Here is a 20,368-nt window from a genome sequence, read left to right on the forward strand (position 1 = left end):
TTACAAAAAATGACGAAAAGAAAATGGCTTAACAACCAAACTTGCTCATATATATATGCCTTGTAGGCCTATTTGAGGAAGGGGATACCAGGATGAATACAAGGATGAAGTTAATTAGTGCTTTCGTTGGTGCAGGCTTTTTATTATCTACTACATTCGTTTATGCAGAAGCTCCACAAGGATCTCATACTCTTAAAAAAGGAGCGGGATATGTAAGTAACCATGTGGTACACATTCCAAAACAGACACAGAAAAAGGCAAACCATTTGTTTAAACCCAATTTGGCCTCAAAGCACCGCCTGATCTCTTCAGAAGATGTACGACTCGGATATAAAAAGGGAGAAGTCATTGTTAAATTTAAACCTAATCAATCTATTAAAAGTCTAGGACTATTAGTAAAAGAAAAAGGTTTAAAGGTAAATAAAGTATTAGATAAAAACTTACGGCTGCAACTCGTAAAGTTTGATGACAAAAAATTATCCATGAAAGAAATGCTTCGACAATTACATGCAAATCCTGCCATCGAATATGCAGAACCAAACTATATATACCAGCCTACAGGAGTTTCCGATCCCTATTACAGCAATCTGTGGGGACTTAAAAATACGGGTCAATCCATTAACGGGGTTACAGGAAAAGCCGGAATCGATATAAATGTAGAGACCGCTTGGACAAAAACAAAAGGAACAACCTCCACAGTCGTTGCTGTCATTGATACGGGTATTGATATTAGTCATCCCGATCTAAAGGACAACGTTTGGATTAATCCCGGGGAGATACCTAACGACGGCATCGACAATGATAATAATGGTTATGTAGATGATATAAACGGATGGAACTTTTTCGACAATAATAATAGAGTTTATTATTATCCAGATGAGGATCTTCACGGCACACATGTCGCAGGAACCATTGCGGGGAAAGCAAATACCATTGGTGTCATTGGGGTAGCTCCAAATATTAAAGTTATGTCTTTAAAGTTTATTGGACCCGATGGCGGATACTTAGCCGATGCCATTTCAGCCATTCAATACGCCAAAAATAATGGGATTAAGATTACGAATAACTCCTGGGGTGGCGGATCTTATTCACAGGCGCTATATGATGCGATTCATAGCTCCCAATCATTATTTGTAGCTGCTTCTGGAAACGATGGGGTTAATGCTGATTCACAACCTATGTATCCAGCAGCCTATGACGCTGCCAATATTTTGTCAGTTGCAGCTATCGATAATACAGGAAATCTTGCGTACTTTTCTAACTATGGAACAACAAGTGTAGATGTTGCGGCACCTGGCGTTTCAATCTATAGTACAACACCGGAAAATTCTTACGGTTATTTAGACGGTACATCCATGGCCACACCACATGCGACCGGAGCAGCCGCATTAATAGCCAGTGCTAGCCCTTCCTTTACTACTGCTCAACTAAAAGACAAGATCATGAAGACGGTAACCAAACTCTCTTCACTCACAGGAAAAGTTGGCACGGGCGGACTGATTAATGCAGGAAACGCGATAAATGGTGACACGGATGGAGATATTCCTGGCGTCCCCTTAAAAACAACAAGCATCAGCTCTAAACTCGACGCTTCAAGTGATAAAAATGATGTGTATTCACTGACCTTACTTAAAGGAGAAAAATTCACCGTTACCATGTCTGGTGACTCAGGGACGGACTTTGATGTTTATTTATATAACTCGAGTGCCAAAACAGTCCATTCAAGTGCCGGCATTGTTGCCTACTCAGAAAAGTTGAACACATCCAGTGAAACCTTTACTTATACCGCTCCAAGCACCGGAATATATTATTTAGATTTTTACGCTTACAAAGGAAAAGGAAAATATAACGCCTCTATCAAAAACGGTGTGACAGCTGGAACCTATCAGGATACGAGCGGAAATATCAGTTTTACTAATAACTGGAAACTTATATCTAACAGCAGTGCTTCAGGAGGCTCCTATAAAACTGTTAATTATTCTGAAGCGAGCGCTGAATTTGTATTTAACGGCACAGGAATCACTTACTATGCTTTAAAAAGCAGTACCCAAGGAATTGCTAAAGTAACGCTCGACGGAACCGCTTATAACGTCGATCTATGGTCCAGTAACACACAGTACAAAACCTCTGTTTTCAGTAAAACAGGCCTGAAAGCAGGAAGACATGTTCTTAAAATCGAATGGACAGGAAAAACACATTCTGGAGCTAAGAAAACAGCTACAAATATAAATGTGGATAGTTTGTTAGTTAAATAATAAATAGGAATCAGAGATGAACTGAAAAGAATAAATTAAACAGTTTATAAAAAAGCAGCTAGTCCTAGAGCATAAGAAAGCAATCTCAATCAGTACTGACTTAGATTTAGTTGAGGATAACTTTCACCCTTATTTTTGTAAGCAACTATATAAAATTCTTTTGACTAAAAAAATTCCCCCTTAGCTTTCATAACCTAGAGGGGGGATTAATTATTTTGTGTAGCTTCCAGCTTTTGAAGTAGCACGATACATTTCATACCTGCTCGCTTCTCTTCCCTTATTCCACGAAATTTTAATAGAACTGTTGCTTGCATGCACCCTTTTTATACTCCAATTATTTCCCATCCTCTTCAGTATTTTGAATATGTCTATATTATAGGTATTAGAAATAAAGAATTAAAATCTTCCAAATAGAATGATAAAAAAAGAACAAATCATCTTCCAATGAGGATTTAAGGCTTATCCATAGCCTGCACCCTTGCCGGACAAACATGAAAAAACACCCAAGCCATCTCGGCTCAGGTGCTCAACACTTTACCCTACATCCTTCATATCCTCAGAATAGTCATCACCATCTGAATCTCTTTCACTCATATCATACTTCTCTGGCGCACGTGCCACCTTAATCAAAGCAACGACGATAAACAAACATAACAACAGTGCCGGGACTCCTCCAAGGTTGGAAAGCATCTTGATTCCATCGATCTTTGCGAATGAGATCATGATCCAGGAGATCGTTCCGACTGCAACACCCCAAACGACTTTTATCTTGAAGTCTGGCTCTGGGCTTTGAGGTGTAATTCCTGTCGCACTGATTCCACCCATAGCAGAGATGTTGGAATCGGCTGCGGTAACAAATGAGATAAATACGATGAACAAGTAAAAAGGAATAAGAAGAAAGGATAATGGCAGATCAGATAGTACGGAATAGAGAACAGATTCTGGTCCACTGTTTGTTAAAATATCACCTAGTTTACTTTCCGTCATCTGCTGGTGGATAGATGTTCCGCCAAAGATCGTCATCCAAATCGCGCCGAACACAGATGGCATACCAAAGTTTACTAGAATGAATGCACGCACCGTATATCCATAAGAGATTCTTCCTAAGAACAGTGCAGTTATCGCTGCCCAAGCAAACCAGTTCGCCCAGTAGAATACTGTCCACCATTGCGGCCATTGGTCGCCTGCTGCTGCTCCGGTAAATAAGCTCTTTTCAAAGAAATTAGATAAGAAATTCCCGAACGACTCTGTTCCTAAGTTAACGATAAATGCTGTTGGCCCAGCTATAAATAAGAAGAGAATCACGACTACATAGACCTTCATGTTGATGTCTGAAAGAATTCGAATTCCTTTCATCAGACCACTTGAAGCTGAAATCACGAACGTAATCATAACTACCGCAGCGATTACAGCCCACATCGTTGAATTGCTAGGGAGATCAGTAAGATAATTGACTCCCCCTGCGAGGTTAAGAATCGTCGTACCCATCGCAGCAGCCATACCGAGTGCTAGTGTGTACAAACATAAAGCGTCAACTGTCTTTCCCCAACCGCCTGATACACGTTCACCAAAAAGTGGTGCCAATGTTGAACTTAGAGAGAACGGCTTACGCATGTTGTAATAAGCAAAAGCAAACATAAGTGCTGGAACACAATAGATTGCGTAAGGTGTTACCGTCCAGTGCAGGTACATCGTGGACATGGAAAAAACGGCTGCTTCAGCGCTGTTTGCCTTAATTCCAAGTGATTCTGGTGGTGCTGTTAGATGATAGACCGGCTCGATAAATCCCCAGAATGTTACACCAGCTGCAATCGTTGTACATAATGTGATTGCGATCCAGTTGCGAAGTTTTAACAGTGGCTCAGCCTTACTTCCACCGATTTTCACTTTTCCAAGTGGTGAAAAATAAACGCCAACAACCGTTATGAGCATCAAGAGTCCGCCTAAGCTGAACAGCCAACCTAGGTTTGCTAAAAGCCAATTATTTGCATCTGTTGCGACCTTAATAAACCAAACTCTGTTCGTAAAACTTAAAACAGCTGCCACCACTAAAAGTAAAAACGGCGGCCAAAATACGCTGTGTCTAATATTTTTCATCCCTTTCATCCCCCTTATCCTTAAACAAACGTTTAAAACGAGAAAGCGATTATATAAAAACTTATGCTTCTAAAGGTTGAAGTTCTAGGATGTTCCTCGCAAATCTTTGTAAATCTTCTACACTTGCTGATCGGCAGTTATTGTTCAGCATCGGAGCGTTCTCTTCAGATTGCATTGTATGAACGAAAGGTGTCAAATTTTCTTTCGTTAAACCATCATCATATAACGAAAGCTTTAAACCACTTACTTTAACAAGTCTGCTATATTCATTCGCTCCGGCTAAAGCTAATTCTTTTTCGGTTAAATTCCCTGCGTCAACACCCATTGCTTTAGCGATTTTCGCATGAATCCTAACCGCTTCTTCAGCATTCCAAGCATAAGCAGCATGTAACGCGATCGCGACAGCTCGTCCGTGATGGATATACCCAACCGTCCCTAGAGCGTGACCCATGCAATGGGCGATGCCTGTTCCGCCTTGCTCAATGGCCAAACCTGCTAGAGTCGCAGCTAAAGCTAAATTCCCGCGAGCTTCTAGGTCATCTGGTGTCGCTAAAGCTTTTTCAAAGTTTTCGGCGATTAGCTGAACGCTCTGTAAACTCAATGCTTCAATAAATGGATTTGTTCTCTTTCCTGTACATGCCTCAATCGCATGAACGAGAGCATCAAGAGTTGTTGCAGCTGTTAAAAAACCTGGAAGTGCTTTTGTGAATTCCGGCTCAAGGATTGCGAGTTCTGGAGCCATGTTAGTATCCCATCCCCACACCTTTCGTTTTTCTAATGTTGAGAATACTACTGTACTCGTCACTTCTGCCCCTGTACCTGATGTGGTTGGAAGCATAATCGTTTTAATTTTTTTAAAAGGAAACGGATTTGCCATTAATGCGTAATGCATTGCAGGCTGTTCGCCACCGGCAACTAATGATGCCATCTTCGCTACGTCCATAGCCGATCCGCCGCCAAGGCCGATCACACACGATGCACCGAACTCACGAATCACCTCAGCTGCTTCATCAATAGAAGCTGCACTTGGATCACTTTGTACATTGCTGAATAGACGGGTTTCTACCCCACCTTCTTCAAGCGCTTTTAAAACCAAATCGGCTAGTCCTACAGCAACCACCCCTGGATCTGTCACAAGAACTGCCTTTCCTTCACCCGATAAACCTTTTACGTCATTCCCTATCTGAAGATAGCGCCCTGTGCCATACGCGACACGGGTCTTAGGTGAAAACTCAAATGGTGTACTCAACTAACTTCCTCCTTCTACTCGCTCTTAAAGAGATAGCTTCGTTACTTCGATCTGTACCTCTATTTTTTCTGCCGAAATTGGGGCTGCCGGTGAAAACTCAATCACAGAACGTCCGACATTAATACAGTTGCAATCATGGAACGAATCAAACGCTTTGTTGATATCATCAAGAGAGATACGATTGAGAACCAGTTCATCTAGCTTAAACTTGCCATCCAAATAGAGCTGAGCGATCGTTGGAAAATCACGATAAGGCTGTGTGTCACCATAAAAACTTCCTTTTAAAACCTTTCCTACTCGATGGAAACCGCCTGCAGGAAGATTAAGAGAAGCCGTAGGATTGAACGCGCCAACCACCACGACCGTTCCACCTTTTCGTGTTCCATTCCAAGCACTTTCTGTCGCACGCGTGTTACCGGAACAATCGATTGCAAAGTGAACGCCGAACCCTCCCGTTATTTCGCGAAGAGCTTCTGCTGTATCTTCTTCAGCCACGTTCACCGTATGCGTTGCACCGAACTGCTTTGCGATCTCCAGGTTGGCGGGCTTCACGTCACATGCGATGATTTTGGAAGCACCGGCAATCTTTGCACCTTGAATAGCGTTTACTCCAACTCCGCCGATTCCGAAAACAGCGACTGTCGATCCAGGTGTCACCTTCGCTGCATTAACTGCTGCACCGTAGCCAGTTGCTACACCACAGCCTATTAACGAAGCTTGGGCAAGTGGCATCTCACTAGGCAGTTTCACACATGATAACTCTGGCACTACCGCATACTCAGCGAAAGTAGACAAGAGAGAATTGTGATAGATCCTCTCACCGTTACGACTCAACCGAGATGTTCCATCAAGTAATGTACCGTCAAACATTGGCCTGAAAGCTGATTCACATAAATGAACAGCACCTGTTACACAAAACTCACATGTACCACAATACGGCACCCAGCTTAGCGCGACCTTATCACCTGGCTTCACTTTGTACACATTCGGCCCAACCGATACAACCGTTCCCGCTCCTTCGTGACCCAAAATGGTCGGAATCGGGGTCGTTGCATCATTCACTGCATTTAAATCGCTATGGCAAACACCCGTTGCCTCGATTTTGACAAGCACTTCATTTGCTTTTGGATCCGCTAAGTCAACCTCTTGAATGGTAAGAGGCATTCCAACACCTGCCATAACAGCCGCCTTTATTTTCATCGCTTGTTCCCTCATCTTCTCTATGGTTTTTTAAAAGGCCATCCAAATTGCTTTTGTTTTTGTATACGATTGTAATGAATGTACAGCATATTCCTTGCCCCAGCCGCTTTGCTTCCAACCACCGAACGGACTCGCGAAGTCATAGCATCCATACTTATTGATAAACACCATACCTGCTTCAAGTCGCCGTGCAACTCGGTTCGCCCGAGATACATCACGCGTCCACAGCCCTGCCGCTAACCCGTAGATCGTATCGTTCGCCATCGTCACTGCTTCTTCTTCTGTGTCAAAAGGAATAATACAAAGCACAGGCCCAAAGATCTCTTCTTGCGCGATCTTCATCTTGTTGTGCACATCCGCAAAAACCGTCGGCCGTACAAAATAGCCGTTACCGTTTTCGCCTGTTACATCTCGCTCACCACCCGCTACAAGACGTGCTCCTTCTTCTTTCCCACTCTCGATATAAGATAGAATAGATTGCATATGTTCTTTTGTGACTTGTGCACCTTGATGCGTGTTGGGGTGAAACGGATCGCCGCATCTGTAACTATTTGCAAATTCCGCGATCTTTGCTACCACCTTTTCATAAATATCACGCCCTACTAACAGACGAGTCGGCGCTGAACACTTTTCTCCTTTATGCGTGAAGAGTCCGTAAAACGAGCGTTCAATCGCTGCATCTAAGTCCGGTGCATCACTAAATATGATGTTTGGTGACTTCCCGCCAAGTTCAAGAGTGACAGGCTTTAAGTTAGAGTCTGCAGAATCATGAACAAGCTGTTTCCCTACTCCCGTACTTCCTGTAAAAGACACCTTATCCACGTCCATGTGTCGGCTCAGGTGAGAACCAATTGACCCTTTTCCTAAAATTAAGTTCAACACACCAGGAGGCAAGATGTTTGCTTCATCGATGATCTCAAACAGACGAATCGCAGAATACGATGTAGTGCTAGATGGTTTTAAGAGGACCGTGTTCCCCATTGCAAGTGCTGGTGCAAGTTTCCAAGCTGCCATACAGATTGGAAAGTTAAACGGTACAATCTGTGCGCAAACACCGATCGGATCACGGGTCGTGTAACTTAAGAAATCACCGTCGACGGGATTGTTCTCGCCGTAATACTTATCCGTCCATCCTGCGTAATACTCAAAGATATCGGATGCTTCCTGCACATCGTCTTGGTACGATTCTGTGTAGAGCTTTCCATTGTCCAGTGTTTCAAGCGTCGCAAGTTCTGCTTGATGTTCAGCAATTAATGCGCTAATCTGACGTAAAATCTTGGCACGTTCTTTTCGGGAAAAACTTCCCCAGGGCCCGTGGTCAAAAGCATAACGCGCGGCTTTAACCGCTTTATCAATGTCTTCCTTCGTGGCACCCTGAAACACACCGTTCACTTTTCCGTTCGCAGGATTCGTAGAAGCGATAATTTCTCCGCTTGTTGCATCCATCCACTGGCCGTTGATGTAAAGTTTCTTCGTTTCTTTTAACCAGTTTTCCGCCCACTCTAACTTTGGCTGATTTATCCCTTTAAAGCGCACTTCTTCATTTACTTTAGTCATTTTTCTCGCCTCCATTACTTATTAAATTTTTCACGCCTTCTCTGCCTTGTTCCTTAAGTAATGATGAAACAGCAGCGTATCCGTATTGTTCTTTCAAATCGATTATGACAGGAATGAACGTGTTGGAGAGTTCTTCACATCTCTCGCGGTTTGCGTCCAATCCTGCTATACAATTTTTATGAAATGTAGTAATTGTGCTCTTTAACATTGATAACGCTTCCAAAATGTTGATGCCTGCTGCTCCTTCAAACACATTAAGGTTTAGCTCACCATGCTCAAGTGTTGCTTGAACAGCTCGGTCACTTGCCAATACTTGAAAACAGCATTGGATTACCGTTTCTGGTACAACAGGATTGATTTTGCCAGGGAAAAAGGATGAACTCGCTTGAATCGCTGACAGCTGAATTTCTCCAAATCCTGCCTCTGGACCAGAGGATAATAACCTTAAGTCTTTTGCCATCTTGATTAAACATGTCGAGAGCAGCCTGAGTTCACTTGAGACTGCGGCTAAATCGTCAATATTCTGGGCAGCATCGTATAAGTTCTGTCGCAGCCCTAACGGCATTTCTATCACTTCACACAACTTATCTAAAACGACAGCACGGTACTCAGGAGATGCTCCAAGTCCTGAACCAATGACCGTTGCGCCGAGATTAATGAAATGGAGCTGATCGACTCTTTCTTCTAATGAAGATAATCTTCTTTTTAACATGGAAACGTAACCGCTAAAGAAGTCACTAAGTCTTGCCCTCATTCCATCTTGAAGACAAGTTCGAGAAATTGTCGTTACATCTATAAAACATTTAACCTTCTTCTCTAGTTCTTCAATCAGTAACGTTATTCCACGATGAAGGTCCTGAAAGTCATGAATAATCGCAATTCGAATTCCTGTATGGCAAACATCCGAAGTAGATTGCGATAGATTCACAGAATCAATTGGGTGAACGGGATGATAACTGCCTCGCTTTATCCCTAGTTTCTCGTTTGCTAGATTCGCAATCACTTCATTTACGTTCATGTTTGCCCCGATTCCACCTCCGCCGTGAAGAACATCAATTAGAAATTGTTCGTGGTGATCACCCTCTAAAATATCCTCACAAGCAGCCGTAATAGCATTTACACTATCAGAAGGAAGCAACCCAGCCTCACAATTCGCCAAGGCAGCTGCCTTCTTTACACCAGCTAGTGCTTTTATATAGGATGGATATTGGTGTAATGGCCGGTTCGAGAATGATAGATTCTGAATTGTTCTCACGGTTTGGATTCCGTATAAAGCATCTGCCGGCAGTTCAACTGAACCGAACACGTCTTCCTCAACTCTCATCTCTCTCAAGATGGCACCTTCTTTACTTAATACTTCATATAAACGGTTTTAATCTGAAGGAACTCTTCGAAACCGTGTTTCCCGTCATCTCCACCGATACCAGATTGCTTCCACCCACCGTGATAGCCTTGATACGCTTCCCCTTGCTGGCGGTTGACGTACACTTCTCCGCACTCGAGCCTTGATGTAAGCTCCATCACATGTTTGTAGTTGTTCGTATAGATGTTGGACGTTAATCCATACTGCGAGTCGTTTGCCCTCTCCAGTACTTGGTCGAGTGTATCAAACGTAACGATCGGAAGAACTGGACCAAACACTTCTTCATGAACGATATTCATCTCTTGATGACAGTTATCTAATAGAGTTGGCGGGTAAAAGCTTTCACCAAGTTCTTCTAAAATCTTACCGCCACACAGAACCTTAGCTCCTTCTTCTACAGCTCCTTCAACAAGACTGTGAACTCGCTTCGCATCATTCGCACTAATAAGTGGACCCATCTCGATGTCTGGAGTCTCGAGTCCGTCTCCAACCTTAACTTCCTGGAACTTTTCTAAAAGCATCGCAGTAAACTTCTCTTTTACACTTTTATGCACATAGACTCTTTCTGTATTGTTACAAACTTGCCCACTGTTTGCGAGTCGTCCGTTTTTAATAGCACTCACCGCGAGTTCTAGATCCGCGTCTGCCATCACGATTGCTGGCGCTTTTCCGCCAAGTTCAAGTGACGTACGAACCATATTCCCTGCACACTTTTCTCCGATGTGTCTGCCCACCTTCGTACTTCCCGTAAATGTCACCATGTTCACTTTTGGTGAAGAGGTTAAAGTCTCACCAACAACATCATCAAGTCCGGTCACAACGTTCACAACACCTTTTGGAAACCCTGCTTCATGAAATAGTTCAGCAAGCATCAGTGCGGAAACCGGCGACTTTATACTCGGTTTGATTACGACCGTGTTTCCTGCGATAAGTGCCGGAACCACCTTACGCATCAACACATAAATCGGGAAGTTCCAAGGGATAATTGTTACCACGACTCCAAGAGGTTCTTTATACGTAAGGATTTTCTCATTCATACTATCACTGTCTACAACTGAGCCTTCAATTCTTCTCGCCCATTGTGCTTGATACTCACCTAGGTCCGCTCCGTAAAAAACTTCTGATTTTGCCGCATCTAAAGGCTTACCCGTTTCAAGCGTGATTGCTCTTCCAATTTCCGCTAAGTTCTCTTCTTTTCTCATGAGAGTCAGCAGGTTTATCACGTGCTGTGCTCGTTTATAAGAAGGCGTTACTTTCCATTCTTTAAAAGCAACGTGTGCACTTTCAATCGCTTCTTCTGTATCTTCTTTTGTAAGAGCAGGAACTTTTGCGACAAGTTTCCCAGTTGCAGGGTACTTTACTTTTAAAAAGTCTGAGCTCTCGACAAACTCTCCTTTGATATACGCTTTATGTTGTTGCATCTTGTGTTCACCTCTTATTTTCTTACGTCGTCTGATAAGTCGTGCTGCTTTCTCCAACGTAAAAATGATTGATCTCGTATTTCTTTAACGCTTCTTCATCTAAAACAATTCCTAGTCCAGGTTTTTCTGGTGCAGCTAGATATCCTTCAGAATCAATCATCAGTTTTTCTTTTTGCACATAATCTCTTCGTTCGTTGCTCCAAGCAGGAGGATCATACGGGAACTCAAGGTAAGGACAGTTGCTGACACCAACGGCTAAATGAAGGTTTGCAAGCAGTCCGATGCCGTTCGACCACGTATGAGGACTAAACCAAGCCCCACTTCCTTGCACAAGGTCCGCAATCTTCTTCACTTTTGTGATACCGCCCGCAAGCGCTACATCCGGCTGATACACATCCAGAGACTGTGCTTTATCCATCTCTCTAAAATCATACCAGTTCCGGTTCATTTCACCACCTGCGATGCGAATGCCCACTTTGTCACGAAGTTTCGCCATCAAGCCAAACTGATGAGACGGAAGAGGCTCCTCTAACCAGAAGACATCCAGCTTCTCTAGTTCTTGAGCCACTTGAAGGGCCATCTTTAAATCCCATGTGCGTTCCACATCCCATGGCATCTTCCAGCCTTGGTTCGCATCAACCATGATTTCAAGCTTATCTCCTACCGCTTTTCGAACAGCTTCCACTACCTTTATATCATCTCTTACATCTTGATGGTGAAAACGGATCTTCATTGCCTTAAAACCTTGGTCCACAAAACGGAGTGCTCGCTCTGCACGTTCTTCCGGTTTGACGATCTCTCCAGTTGAGGCATAAGCTAGAAGCTTATTCGTTTTTCCTCCTAACAATTTATAAACTGGCTGTCCTGTCGCCTTTCCCATCAGATCCCAAAGAGCAAGATCGAGAGGCCAGCAACGTCCATAATGAAAATCAATGTTCTCGATCACTTGCGAGTGACGTTCAATTGCAAAAGGATCTTGCCCGATAAACAAATGCTCGTGACCTTCTAACCCCATCATCAAGTCTCCAGACCCAACCCCAGTAATGCCTTCATCCGTATGCACGTATACAAGCGTTGAAGCAAACTTCTTTCGTGGTTCCGGATCCCAAGCCGCCTTAAATGGAGGGTCTAGTGGCATCAAGTATTGTTTAGTCTCAATTCCAGTAATTTTCATATCGTGTCAGCCCTTCTCTGTAAAAGTTTCGTATGTAGATAGTAAATTAACCGCTTACATTTACGTATTTTCTAAACATTCAAATTAATTTGTAATCATAATACAAGAAATACTCCACTTTTTACATGCACTGAATTATCATGTATATATACTTTATTTCAACAAGGCGGTGAAACAGATGTCTGAGCTATGGCGGATAAATGATATACAAATCAAGCAGCATTCCTATTGGGATCATATTGAAGACTTTATCCTGTCTGAAGATACCTATCCTCACTACAGCATTTTTTGCATCATGAATGGGACGTTTGACTATAAAGTGTTAGGAGAAAGTGGACAGGCTGAACCGGGTGACATCATTCTTTGTCCACCACACATCCCGTTGAAGAGAAAAGCCGTGACACCGCTGAAATTTCACTTTTTCCAGTTTACCTATAGGGGATTATCAGGAGAGCAGCTACCTGTGGGATTGCTGCAATTTAAAGATACAGAACGGCTGATGTCCACTTATGAGCGGTTAAAAGATATCGCATTTAATGAGAGTGAACACAGCAATCACTGGAAAGCTCACCTATTAACCGATATCTTTCAGATTTACAGCATGGAGAACCAATTAGTGACAATTGAAGAAGAACCCAAAATCTATGACACTATCATTAATCAGGCATTATCCCATATTCATGAACAAGCCTATACCGAAATCAGCATTCGGGAGTTATCCACATACATTAATTTAAGCCCTGTACAATTTACGAGGCGTTTTCAAGCAAGTGTTGGCGTTTCCCCGATTGATTATTTAACGTCATTAAGGTTAAGAAAAGCAAGAACGTTGTTATTAGAGACAGATTGTACAATCGAGGACATCGCAGTCAGATGCGGATACAACAATGGATTTTATTTCAGCCGAATCTTCTCTAAGAAAATGAAAATGAGCCCTTCTCAGTTTAGGAGGACTCATAAGATATAAATATGACAAATAATACATAAATTTTAAAAGTAGGAGATTTTTTTGAGAAAAATTATACGTTGTTTAAGATGTGGAATTAAATTGAATAAGACTGATTGGGAAATTCTTAAGTATCATAATATGATGCCCGTTTGTGATGAATGCGATATTAAAAATTCCATTGAAACAAGAACTAATATGGATAATCAAAATATGGAAAATAGACCAACCATCGTTTCTAAATCATAATATTTTCTTTCATATATAAATGACCCAAAGCAATAATTGCTCTGGGTCATACTTTTCACTTTAACTTGTAGTAATCCACATACCAATTTGCAAACTTCTGCAGTCCTTTTACTATAAAAGTCTGGAACAACGGCATAAAAATGTAAGCACGAGAACCGTCAAGGTATCAATTAATTCCTACTAAACAAATCTTTAGTATAAACTTTTTCTTCAACTTCTTTTAAATTACTGGTCAATCTATTAGCTACGATTACATCCGAGATTTTTTAAAATTCTTCGAAATTATTAACAACACTTGAATTAAAGAAAGTATCTTCTTCTAATGCAGGTTCGTATACTACAACTTCAATACCCTTAGTTTTAATTCGCTTCATTACACCCTGTACAGCCGACTGTCTAAAGTAAAGTTCATTTTCATTGCGAGCCTATATATTCCAACAATTTTAGGTTTTCTTTTTATAATCATATCAGCGACATGATCTTTTCTTGTTCGGTTAGCATCAACAATCGCTGCCATAATATTATTAGGTACATCTTCATAGTTAGCCAATAACTGTTTAGTATCTTTAGGTAAACAATATCCTCTATATCCAAAGGAAGGATTGTTATAGTGGGAACTATTCGTGGATCTAATCCCACCCCGTCAATAATTTGTTTTGTATCTAATCCTCTTACTTCTGCATATGAATCTAGCTCATTAAAGAAAGCCACTCTCATAGCTAAATAAGTATTTGCAAATAGTTTAATAGCTTCTGCCTCTGTGGAATTCGTAAATAATACATCAATATTTTCTTTAATTGCGCCTTCTAACAACAAATCAGCAAACACTTGAGCTCTCTCAGACTGTTCCCCAATAACAATTCTCTATGGATACAAATTATCATATAATGCTTTACCTTCTCTTAAAAACTCTGGAGAAAAGATAATATTTTCTGTCTCAAATTTTCCTCGTACTGCCTCTGTATATCCTACTGAAACTGTAGATTTAATAACCATAACTGCATCTGGGTTAATCGATAATACGGTAGCAATTACAGGTTCAACAGTTCTCGTATTAAAGTAATTTTTTTCCGGGTCATAATTAGTAGGTGTAGAAATGATTACATATTCTTCATCATAAAATGCTTTATAATTGTCCGTTGTTGCAATTAAGTTTAATTCTTTTGTTGCTAGGAATTCTTCAATCTCATTATCTATTATCGGAGATCTTTTATTATTAATCATATCTACTTTTTCTTGATTAATATCTAACGGTTAAGCTTTTATCAAAATCCGGACATTATAAATGGATTTTGCAATATCCTTTTTCTTTAAGAGTAAATAAAGAATATACAAAACTGTATAAATTAAGACCGTGTACCAAGCATCTACCAACCATCCTAATAATATAAAGGTTATTGTTACTAATAATTCCAAAATCACATCTTTAGAAACTGAAATAGACAATATTTTGGATAAAGATAACTCTGCAATAACTGATCTGAACGCTAAGAGGAACACTATTGATAAGATTGCAAAATTTAAATTTCTATATACCATAGTTGTAATAAATGTTAGCAAGACACTTAAGCTAAGAGATATTAAATTGATTTTCAACATCAATTTTTCTTTCCTTAATGTTTTTAGATAGGTATTTATCAATAATACAGTTTTGCCTTCATATACAAACATAGGAAATAATATAGCCATATACACTAAGCTCTCTGCATATTTTGGCAACCATGCTGTTAAAACTACTTTAAGTGGAAAATAAGCAATTAATAATCCTAACAATATAATCATTAAAAAATCTCTCACCGTTAAGTATATATTTGCTAATTTTCTTTCGTCAGTTTTTCGCAAAACTGGAAACAAAATAATTCCAATTGCATTAATAAAAATCATCATAAGATTTGATATACTTAATATAAGCGAAACTTTACCAAAAGTAGCCACATCCCAGGTACGTTCTATACCAAATCTCACTACACCAATAATTAACATGCTAGCAATATTGGCAAACATGAGTTTTATTCCTACATTGATATTTCTCACTGTTTCCCTTACATTAAAACAGAATAAGTTTATTTTTTGAAAAATGATATCCTTACAACAATACATTACATATATCAAAGAAATAAACTTTCCCATTAAATCGGCAATTACCAATAATTTAAATTCCCTAACCTCAAAAAATAAGAAGCTAAAAATTAAAACAATATATAAGATTTTATCTATCATTGTTATTTGAGCAAACTCTTTGATTCTATTTGTTCCTTGTAAGATAAACAAAAGCATAGATCTAACATTATAAAGAAATAAATTTATAGCAATCATTTGGAAGATAAATACTCTATTGAAACTTTCTATTAAGAAGTTTGAATAGAGAAGAACAAATAAAGCGAGTATTATCTGCAAGATAACCAACATATAAAACTGGGAAAAAAATACTCTCTTATTTAAATCCTTATATTCCTTACCACCGTACCTTAAATATATTCCGTCATTCCAACCAAAATGTAAAAACCCAACATATGCAGAATAAAATAGATATAGCTGCCAATAACCATACTCCTCTACTCCAATTAATTTTGGCACTATAAGTATAACTAGAGTTGAAATGATAAAAGAGATCAAGTTTGATGTTAAAGTATATGAAAAATTTCTAACAAAACCTTTTAACTTAATGCTCAATTTTCTTATCCTCTTTTCATAGTTAATGAACAATTAACATCAAACTTAATTTACCTTTCACATATTGGTTAATTCAATGTCCGAAACTTAAGATTTTCTCCACACCATTTTATTAACAATCCCGGTATAGCTTTGTATAATCTTTACAAGTTTGATGCTTACATTTTCATCAATATAATTTGGAACATCAATTCCTAAATCGCAATTGGCATTCATTTCAACAGCCATGTCTACTGCCTGTAGAACTTGTTCTGTTGTTATGCTACCAATTATGATATTTCCTTTATCTAAAACTTCTGGACGTTCTGTACTAGTCCTTACCGAAACAGCAGGAAATTTAAAATAGGAAGCCTCTTCTGCTATTGTTCCACTATCCGATACAACACAGAATGAATTTTTTTGAAGGTTGTTATAATCTGAAAAACCAAAAGGTGGTAAGCTTCTAACATTTGGATGAAAGTTAAATCCACGTTGTTCTATAAACTTCTTACTTCTTGGATGTGTACTATAAATAACAGGCATATTATATGTTTCTGCCATTGAATTTACAGCATTCATTAATGCAATAAAATTCTGTTCATTATCAATATTTTCTTCCCTATGAGCACTTAATAAGATATATCGATTCTTCTCAAGACCCAAAGGTTCTAATACTTTACTAGCATTGATCTTCTCAAGGTTTGCATTAAGAACTTCAGCCATAGGTGAGCCCACCACATACGTTCTTTCTTTAGGAACTCCTTCAGAGTTTAAATATCTTCTGGCATGCTCTGTATAGCAGAGATTAACGTCGCTTGTATGATCCACAATTCTCCTATTAATCTCTTCAGGTAAGTTTTCATCAAAACATCTATTTCCAGCTTCCATATGAAAAATTGGAATTTTAAGCCTCTTTGCCGAAATTACGCTTAGACATGAATTTGTATCCCCTAATACTAGAATTGCATCCGGTCTTTGTTCCACCATGATTTCATATGATTTAGCTAACACATTCCCCATAGTTTGTCCTAGATTATCTCCTACTACCTCTAAATAAAAATCTGGCTCTCTTAATCCTAATTCTTTAAAGAACACTTCATTAAGGTTATAATCATAGTTCTGACCTGTATGAACCAAAATATGTTTGAAATACTTATCGCATTTTTTAATCGTCTCTGATAATTTAATTATCTCCGGGCGTGTACCGACGATTGTCATTAATTTTAATTTACGCACTATTGCTCATCCTCTATTCAAATAATGTGGGTAAATCTCTTTATTTTTTTCAATCCATTCTTTCATTTCAATAATCATTTGTTCATAACTCTGTACTACAAAAGAAAAGTCTTTTCTATTGTTAATGAGTGATTTGTCAACCCTAACTGAATCATTTGGCAAGATAGCTAATCTATCATCCTTCATGTGTTTGTTGAAAAGTACAAGTAAATCAAACTTACTAATGCTTTCGTTATTTACTAGATTATATAATCCTGTTAAGTTTTCTTCTAAAGCCTTTTCCATAGCTTTGGCCAGAGTAAGTGTTGTAACTCCAGTCCATATAGCCTTTGTGTATCCATTAACTTGTCCCTCTTGTTTCATAAACCAATTAAAGAGGCCTATGCCGCTTTCATTCAAATCAGGGCCAATTATTGAATTTCTAAATGTTAAATCTTTATTATTATCAAGTTCTCCTATTGCTTTTGATCTATCATAAAAAGTTTCTCCATCTTTGAATGATGACTCAGTATATCCACCTGTATTTCCTGAAAAAACACAGTCTGTACTCATATGAATAACCTTTGTTTTTAAGTCTTTCGTAATATTACTTAAATAGTGTGGAAGAAAGCTATTTATCATAACAGCAAGGGATTTATTATCGTCTGCATCTTTATTTAAGATACCAACCGCATTAATAACTGCATCATATTTACCTTCTTGCACAACATTTTCTACAAGATTTAAATCCGTGATATCCCCAATAATATTATTGCAGTATTCAAACTTACGACGAGTAAAAGTGGTTACATCATATCCAGCATCTTTAAAATAGATTGCTATAGTGTGTCCCGCCATTCCAGTTGCTCCGAGCACTAGTATTTTCATCTTAAAGCCCCTTCAACCTTTTATTAAACTCTAATCTTTCAATAATGAAGAGGCCTCCCCATCATTTTTTGAGTTAAATAAGGCCTCACGTTTAGTTTGTATTTCTATTTACATTTTTATGGTCTGCAGTTTCACACAGTTTTCTTTAAACCAACTCATATATTCTAACAGACCTTTTTCTAAAATAATCGAAGTCTCAAATCTTAATTCATTCTTTACTTTATCTGTTTTAGCCTTACAATGCCTTACATCAGCTGGTCTCATAGATTCGTATTTTTCACCTACATTAATACCGCTCATTTCTTGCATCATTTCAGCAAGCTTGTTTATAGTGATACTGTTACCACTTCCTAGATTGTAAACACCAGTTCCCTTATCTGTTGTTGCAGCCAAATAATTAGCTCTTGCAACATCACAAACATTTACGAAGTCTCTAGTCTGCTCTCCATCACCGTAGATAGTTATTGGTTCTCCTGAAAATATACGTTTTGCAAAGATAGGTATTACATTTCCATATAAATCATATCTTTGATTAACACCGTATATATTAAAGTACCTTAAGCAAATACCAGTTATATCAAATATTCCGCTATATGCAAGAATCATCTTTTCAGCTGCTAGCTTACTAACTCCATATGGTGAATCAGCATTCTGAGGATGATTTTCATCAATAGTAGGGGTAATCAATTCCCCAAAGATTGCAGCAGAAGATGAATAAACAATTCGTTTAACTCCATGTTTTCTCATTCCTTCTAGTATATTTACAGTACCTAGAAGGTTAATATTTGAATCAAGTTGTGGATCATCAAGAGACTTTTGCCTTCCAACGCACGCAGCCAAATGAAAGACTACATCTCTGCCCTCACATGCTTTCATTGTAATTTGCGGATCACAAATATCACCCTCAATAAATTCAACATCTAACCCATCTAGGTTGTATTTGTAACCTGATGAAAGATTATCAATTACCCTGACCTCCCACTCTCTTTCAAGTAGATACTTTACAACATTTGATCCGATAAAACCTGCTCCACCTGTTACTAGTGCTTTCATACTAATTGTGCCTCCCATGTTCGTATTTCATCTTTTATAAATTGAAGAGTAAGGAGTTTAGCTTTTATTTGTTCAACATTTAATCGTTCTGTATTATCTGAGTTATATTCTCCACAAGTTGCAAGCTTTACGTCCCCGTCTGAGAAATACTTTTCGTAGTTTAAATCACGCTGATCAGCTGGTACTTTATAAAACCCTCCCATATCTATTGCTTTTGAATATTCTTCTCTCGTTAGAAGAGTTTCGTACATTTTTTCACCGTGTCTTACGCCAATTACTCCAGTCTCTGTGCTTGGATTAAAAAGCTCTTTTACAGCTTGAGCTAAGTCACCAATTGTACATGCAGGAGCTTTTTGAATCATAATATCGCCTGAATTAGCATTTCGGAATGCAAATATCACCAATTCCACAGCCTCTTCAAGACTCATGATATATCTAGTCATGCTAGGGTCAGTAATAGTTATTGGCTTTCCTGCTTTAATCTGTTCAATAAAGAGAGGAACAACACTTCCGCGTGAGCACAATACATTCCCATAACGAGTTCCACAAATTAGTGTTCTCTCCTCAGGTACAGTCTTAGACTTTGCTACAAATACCTTCTCCATCATTGCCTTAGATGTTCCCATTGCATTAACAGGATACGCTGCCTTGTCTGTTGAAAGACAAATAACTTTTTTTACTCCTTCATTAATTGCCGCAGTTAGAACGTTCTCTGTCCCCAATACATTAGTTTTTACTGCTTCTAAAGGAAAAAATTCACACGAAGGTACTTGTTTTAATGCTGCTGCATGAAAAATATAATCTACACTATGCATAGCATTCTTCACACTCTGAAGATCACGTACATCTCCTATATAAAATTTAATTTTATTATTGTTATATTCTTTACGCATATCATCTTGCTTCTTCTCATCTCTAGAAAAAATCCGTATCTCACCGATATCAGTCTCAAGAAATCGCTCTAAAACTGCATGTCCAAATGAACCTGTTCCACCTGTAATTAATAATGTTTTATCCTTAAACATAGATGTTATTCCCTTCTTTTCAAA

The 20,368-nt window shown here is 39.0% G+C and carries 14 protein-coding genes and 1 pseudogene; 2 read left to right on the forward strand and 13 right to left on the reverse strand.

What is annotated here, in order from left to right:
• The first annotated feature begins 92 nt into the window (after positions 1-92).
• On the forward strand, positions 93-2,255 hold the full coding sequence (locus KUV80_RS10920; RefSeq protein WP_222462737.1) for a S8 family serine peptidase: 2,163 nt from the start codon (positions 93-95) through the stop codon (positions 2,253-2,255).
• A 534-nt stretch (positions 2,256-2,789) separates the two neighbouring features.
• On the opposite strand, the gene KUV80_RS10925 is transcribed toward KUV80_RS10920, so the two are convergent.
• The 7 genes from KUV80_RS10925 to KUV80_RS10955 form a co-directional block, all read right to left on the reverse strand.
• On the reverse strand, positions 2,790-4,352 hold the full coding sequence (locus tag KUV80_RS10925; RefSeq protein WP_222462738.1) for a BCCT family transporter: 1,563 nt from the start codon (positions 4,350-4,352) through the stop codon (positions 2,790-2,792).
• A gap of 61 nt (positions 4,353-4,413) precedes the next feature.
• Positions 4,414-5,601, reverse strand: a complete 1,188-nt coding sequence (locus tag KUV80_RS10930; RefSeq protein WP_222462739.1) for an iron-containing alcohol dehydrogenase — start codon at positions 5,599-5,601, stop codon at positions 4,414-4,416.
• Between the two features lie 24 nt (positions 5,602-5,625).
• Complete coding sequence (locus KUV80_RS10935; protein WP_222462740.1) at positions 5,626-6,801, reverse strand: Zn-dependent alcohol dehydrogenase; 1,176 nt, start codon at positions 6,799-6,801, stop codon at positions 5,626-5,628.
• A 30-nt stretch (positions 6,802-6,831) separates the two neighbouring features.
• Positions 6,832-8,358, reverse strand: coding sequence for an aldehyde dehydrogenase family protein (locus KUV80_RS10940; protein ID WP_222462741.1), 1,527 nt, complete (start codon positions 8,356-8,358; stop codon positions 6,832-6,834).
• Entirely contained in the window at positions 8,351-9,682 is a 1,332-nt protein-coding gene (locus tag KUV80_RS10945) for a lyase family protein (protein ID WP_246625192.1), read from the reverse strand. Before KUV80_RS10945 ends, KUV80_RS10940 begins: the two co-directional genes overlap by 8 nt.
• A gap of 26 nt (positions 9,683-9,708) precedes the next feature.
• Positions 9,709-11,142: an aldehyde dehydrogenase gene (aldA, locus tag KUV80_RS10950; RefSeq protein WP_222462743.1), complete on the reverse strand. Its 1,434-nt coding sequence runs from the start codon at positions 11,140-11,142 to the stop codon at positions 9,709-9,711.
• 22 nt (positions 11,143-11,164) lie between these two features.
• Positions 11,165-12,316, reverse strand: coding sequence for a mandelate racemase/muconate lactonizing enzyme family protein (locus tag KUV80_RS10955; RefSeq protein WP_222462744.1), 1,152 nt, complete (start codon positions 12,314-12,316; stop codon positions 11,165-11,167).
• Between the two features lie 178 nt (positions 12,317-12,494).
• Between KUV80_RS10955 and KUV80_RS10960 the strand changes: the two genes are divergently transcribed.
• Positions 12,495-13,283: an AraC family transcriptional regulator gene (locus KUV80_RS10960; protein ID WP_222462745.1), complete on the forward strand. Its 789-nt coding sequence runs from the start codon at positions 12,495-12,497 to the stop codon at positions 13,281-13,283.
• Positions 13,284-13,681: 398 nt separating this feature from the next.
• Here KUV80_RS10960 and KUV80_RS10965 read toward each other — a convergent pair.
• The 6 genes and pseudogenes from KUV80_RS10965 to KUV80_RS10990 form a co-directional block, all read right to left on the reverse strand.
• Positions 13,682-14,762: pseudogene (locus KUV80_RS10965) on the reverse strand (nucleotide sugar dehydrogenase); the annotation flags it as partial.
• 3 nt (positions 14,763-14,765) lie between these two features.
• On the reverse strand, positions 14,766-16,184 hold the full coding sequence (locus KUV80_RS10970) for a hypothetical protein (RefSeq protein WP_222462746.1): 1,419 nt from the start codon (positions 16,182-16,184) through the stop codon (positions 14,766-14,768).
• Positions 16,185-16,271: 87 nt separating this feature from the next.
• On the reverse strand, positions 16,272-17,399 hold the full coding sequence (gene wecB, locus KUV80_RS10975) for a non-hydrolyzing UDP-N-acetylglucosamine 2-epimerase (protein ID WP_222462747.1): 1,128 nt from the start codon (positions 17,397-17,399) through the stop codon (positions 16,272-16,274).
• A gap of 6 nt (positions 17,400-17,405) precedes the next feature.
• Entirely contained in the window at positions 17,406-18,266 is an 861-nt protein-coding gene (locus KUV80_RS10980) for an SDR family oxidoreductase (RefSeq protein ID WP_222462748.1), read from the reverse strand.
• Positions 18,267-18,374: 108 nt separating this feature from the next.
• Entirely contained in the window at positions 18,375-19,319 is a 945-nt protein-coding gene (locus KUV80_RS10985; RefSeq protein WP_222462749.1) for an NAD-dependent epimerase/dehydratase family protein, read from the reverse strand.
• Positions 19,316-20,344: a polysaccharide biosynthesis protein gene (locus KUV80_RS10990; protein WP_222462750.1), complete on the reverse strand. Its 1,029-nt coding sequence runs from the start codon at positions 20,342-20,344 to the stop codon at positions 19,316-19,318. The genes KUV80_RS10985 and KUV80_RS10990 overlap by 4 nt, the downstream gene beginning before the upstream one ends.
• Positions 20,345-20,368: the final 24 nt, after the last annotated feature.

The sequence above is a fragment of the Fictibacillus nanhaiensis genome (assembly GCF_019801215.1).
Lineage (GTDB): Bacteria > Bacillota > Bacilli > Bacillales > Fictibacillaceae > Fictibacillus > Fictibacillus nanhaiensis_C.

Bases quoted from the DNA above. Each gene is read 5' to 3' on its own strand.
- KUV80_RS10925 (WP_222462738.1), bottom strand. From the start codon at position 4,352: ATGAAAAATATTAGACACAGCGTATTTTGGCCGCCGTTTTTACTTTTA.
- KUV80_RS10985 (WP_222462749.1), bottom strand. From the start codon at position 19,319: ATGAAAGCACTAGTAACAGGTGGAGCAGGTTTTATCGGATCAAATGTT.
- KUV80_RS10980 (WP_222462748.1), bottom strand. From the start codon at position 18,266: ATGAAAATACTAGTGCTCGGAGCAACTGGAATGGCGGGACACACTATA.
- aldA (WP_222462743.1), bottom strand. From the start codon at position 11,142: ATGCAACAACATAAAGCGTATATCAAAGGAGAGTTTGTCGAGAGCTCA.
- KUV80_RS10960 (WP_222462745.1), top strand. From the start codon at position 12,495: ATGTCTGAGCTATGGCGGATAAATGATATACAAATCAAGCAGCATTCC.
- KUV80_RS10940 (WP_222462741.1), bottom strand. From the start codon at position 8,358: ATGACTAAAGTAAATGAAGAAGTGCGCTTTAAAGGGATAAATCAGCCA.
- KUV80_RS10990 (WP_222462750.1), bottom strand. From the start codon at position 20,344: ATGTTTAAGGATAAAACATTATTAATTACAGGTGGAACAGGTTCATTT.
- KUV80_RS10920 (WP_222462737.1), top strand. From the start codon at position 93: ATGAATACAAGGATGAAGTTAATTAGTGCTTTCGTTGGTGCAGGCTTT.
- KUV80_RS10945 (WP_246625192.1), bottom strand. From the start codon at position 9,682: ATGAGAGTTGAGGAAGACGTGTTCGGTTCAGTTGAACTGCCGGCAGAT.
- KUV80_RS10935 (WP_222462740.1), bottom strand. From the start codon at position 6,801: ATGAAAATAAAGGCGGCTGTTATGGCAGGTGTTGGAATGCCTCTTACC.
- KUV80_RS10955 (WP_222462744.1), bottom strand. From the start codon at position 12,316: ATGAAAATTACTGGAATTGAGACTAAACAATACTTGATGCCACTAGAC.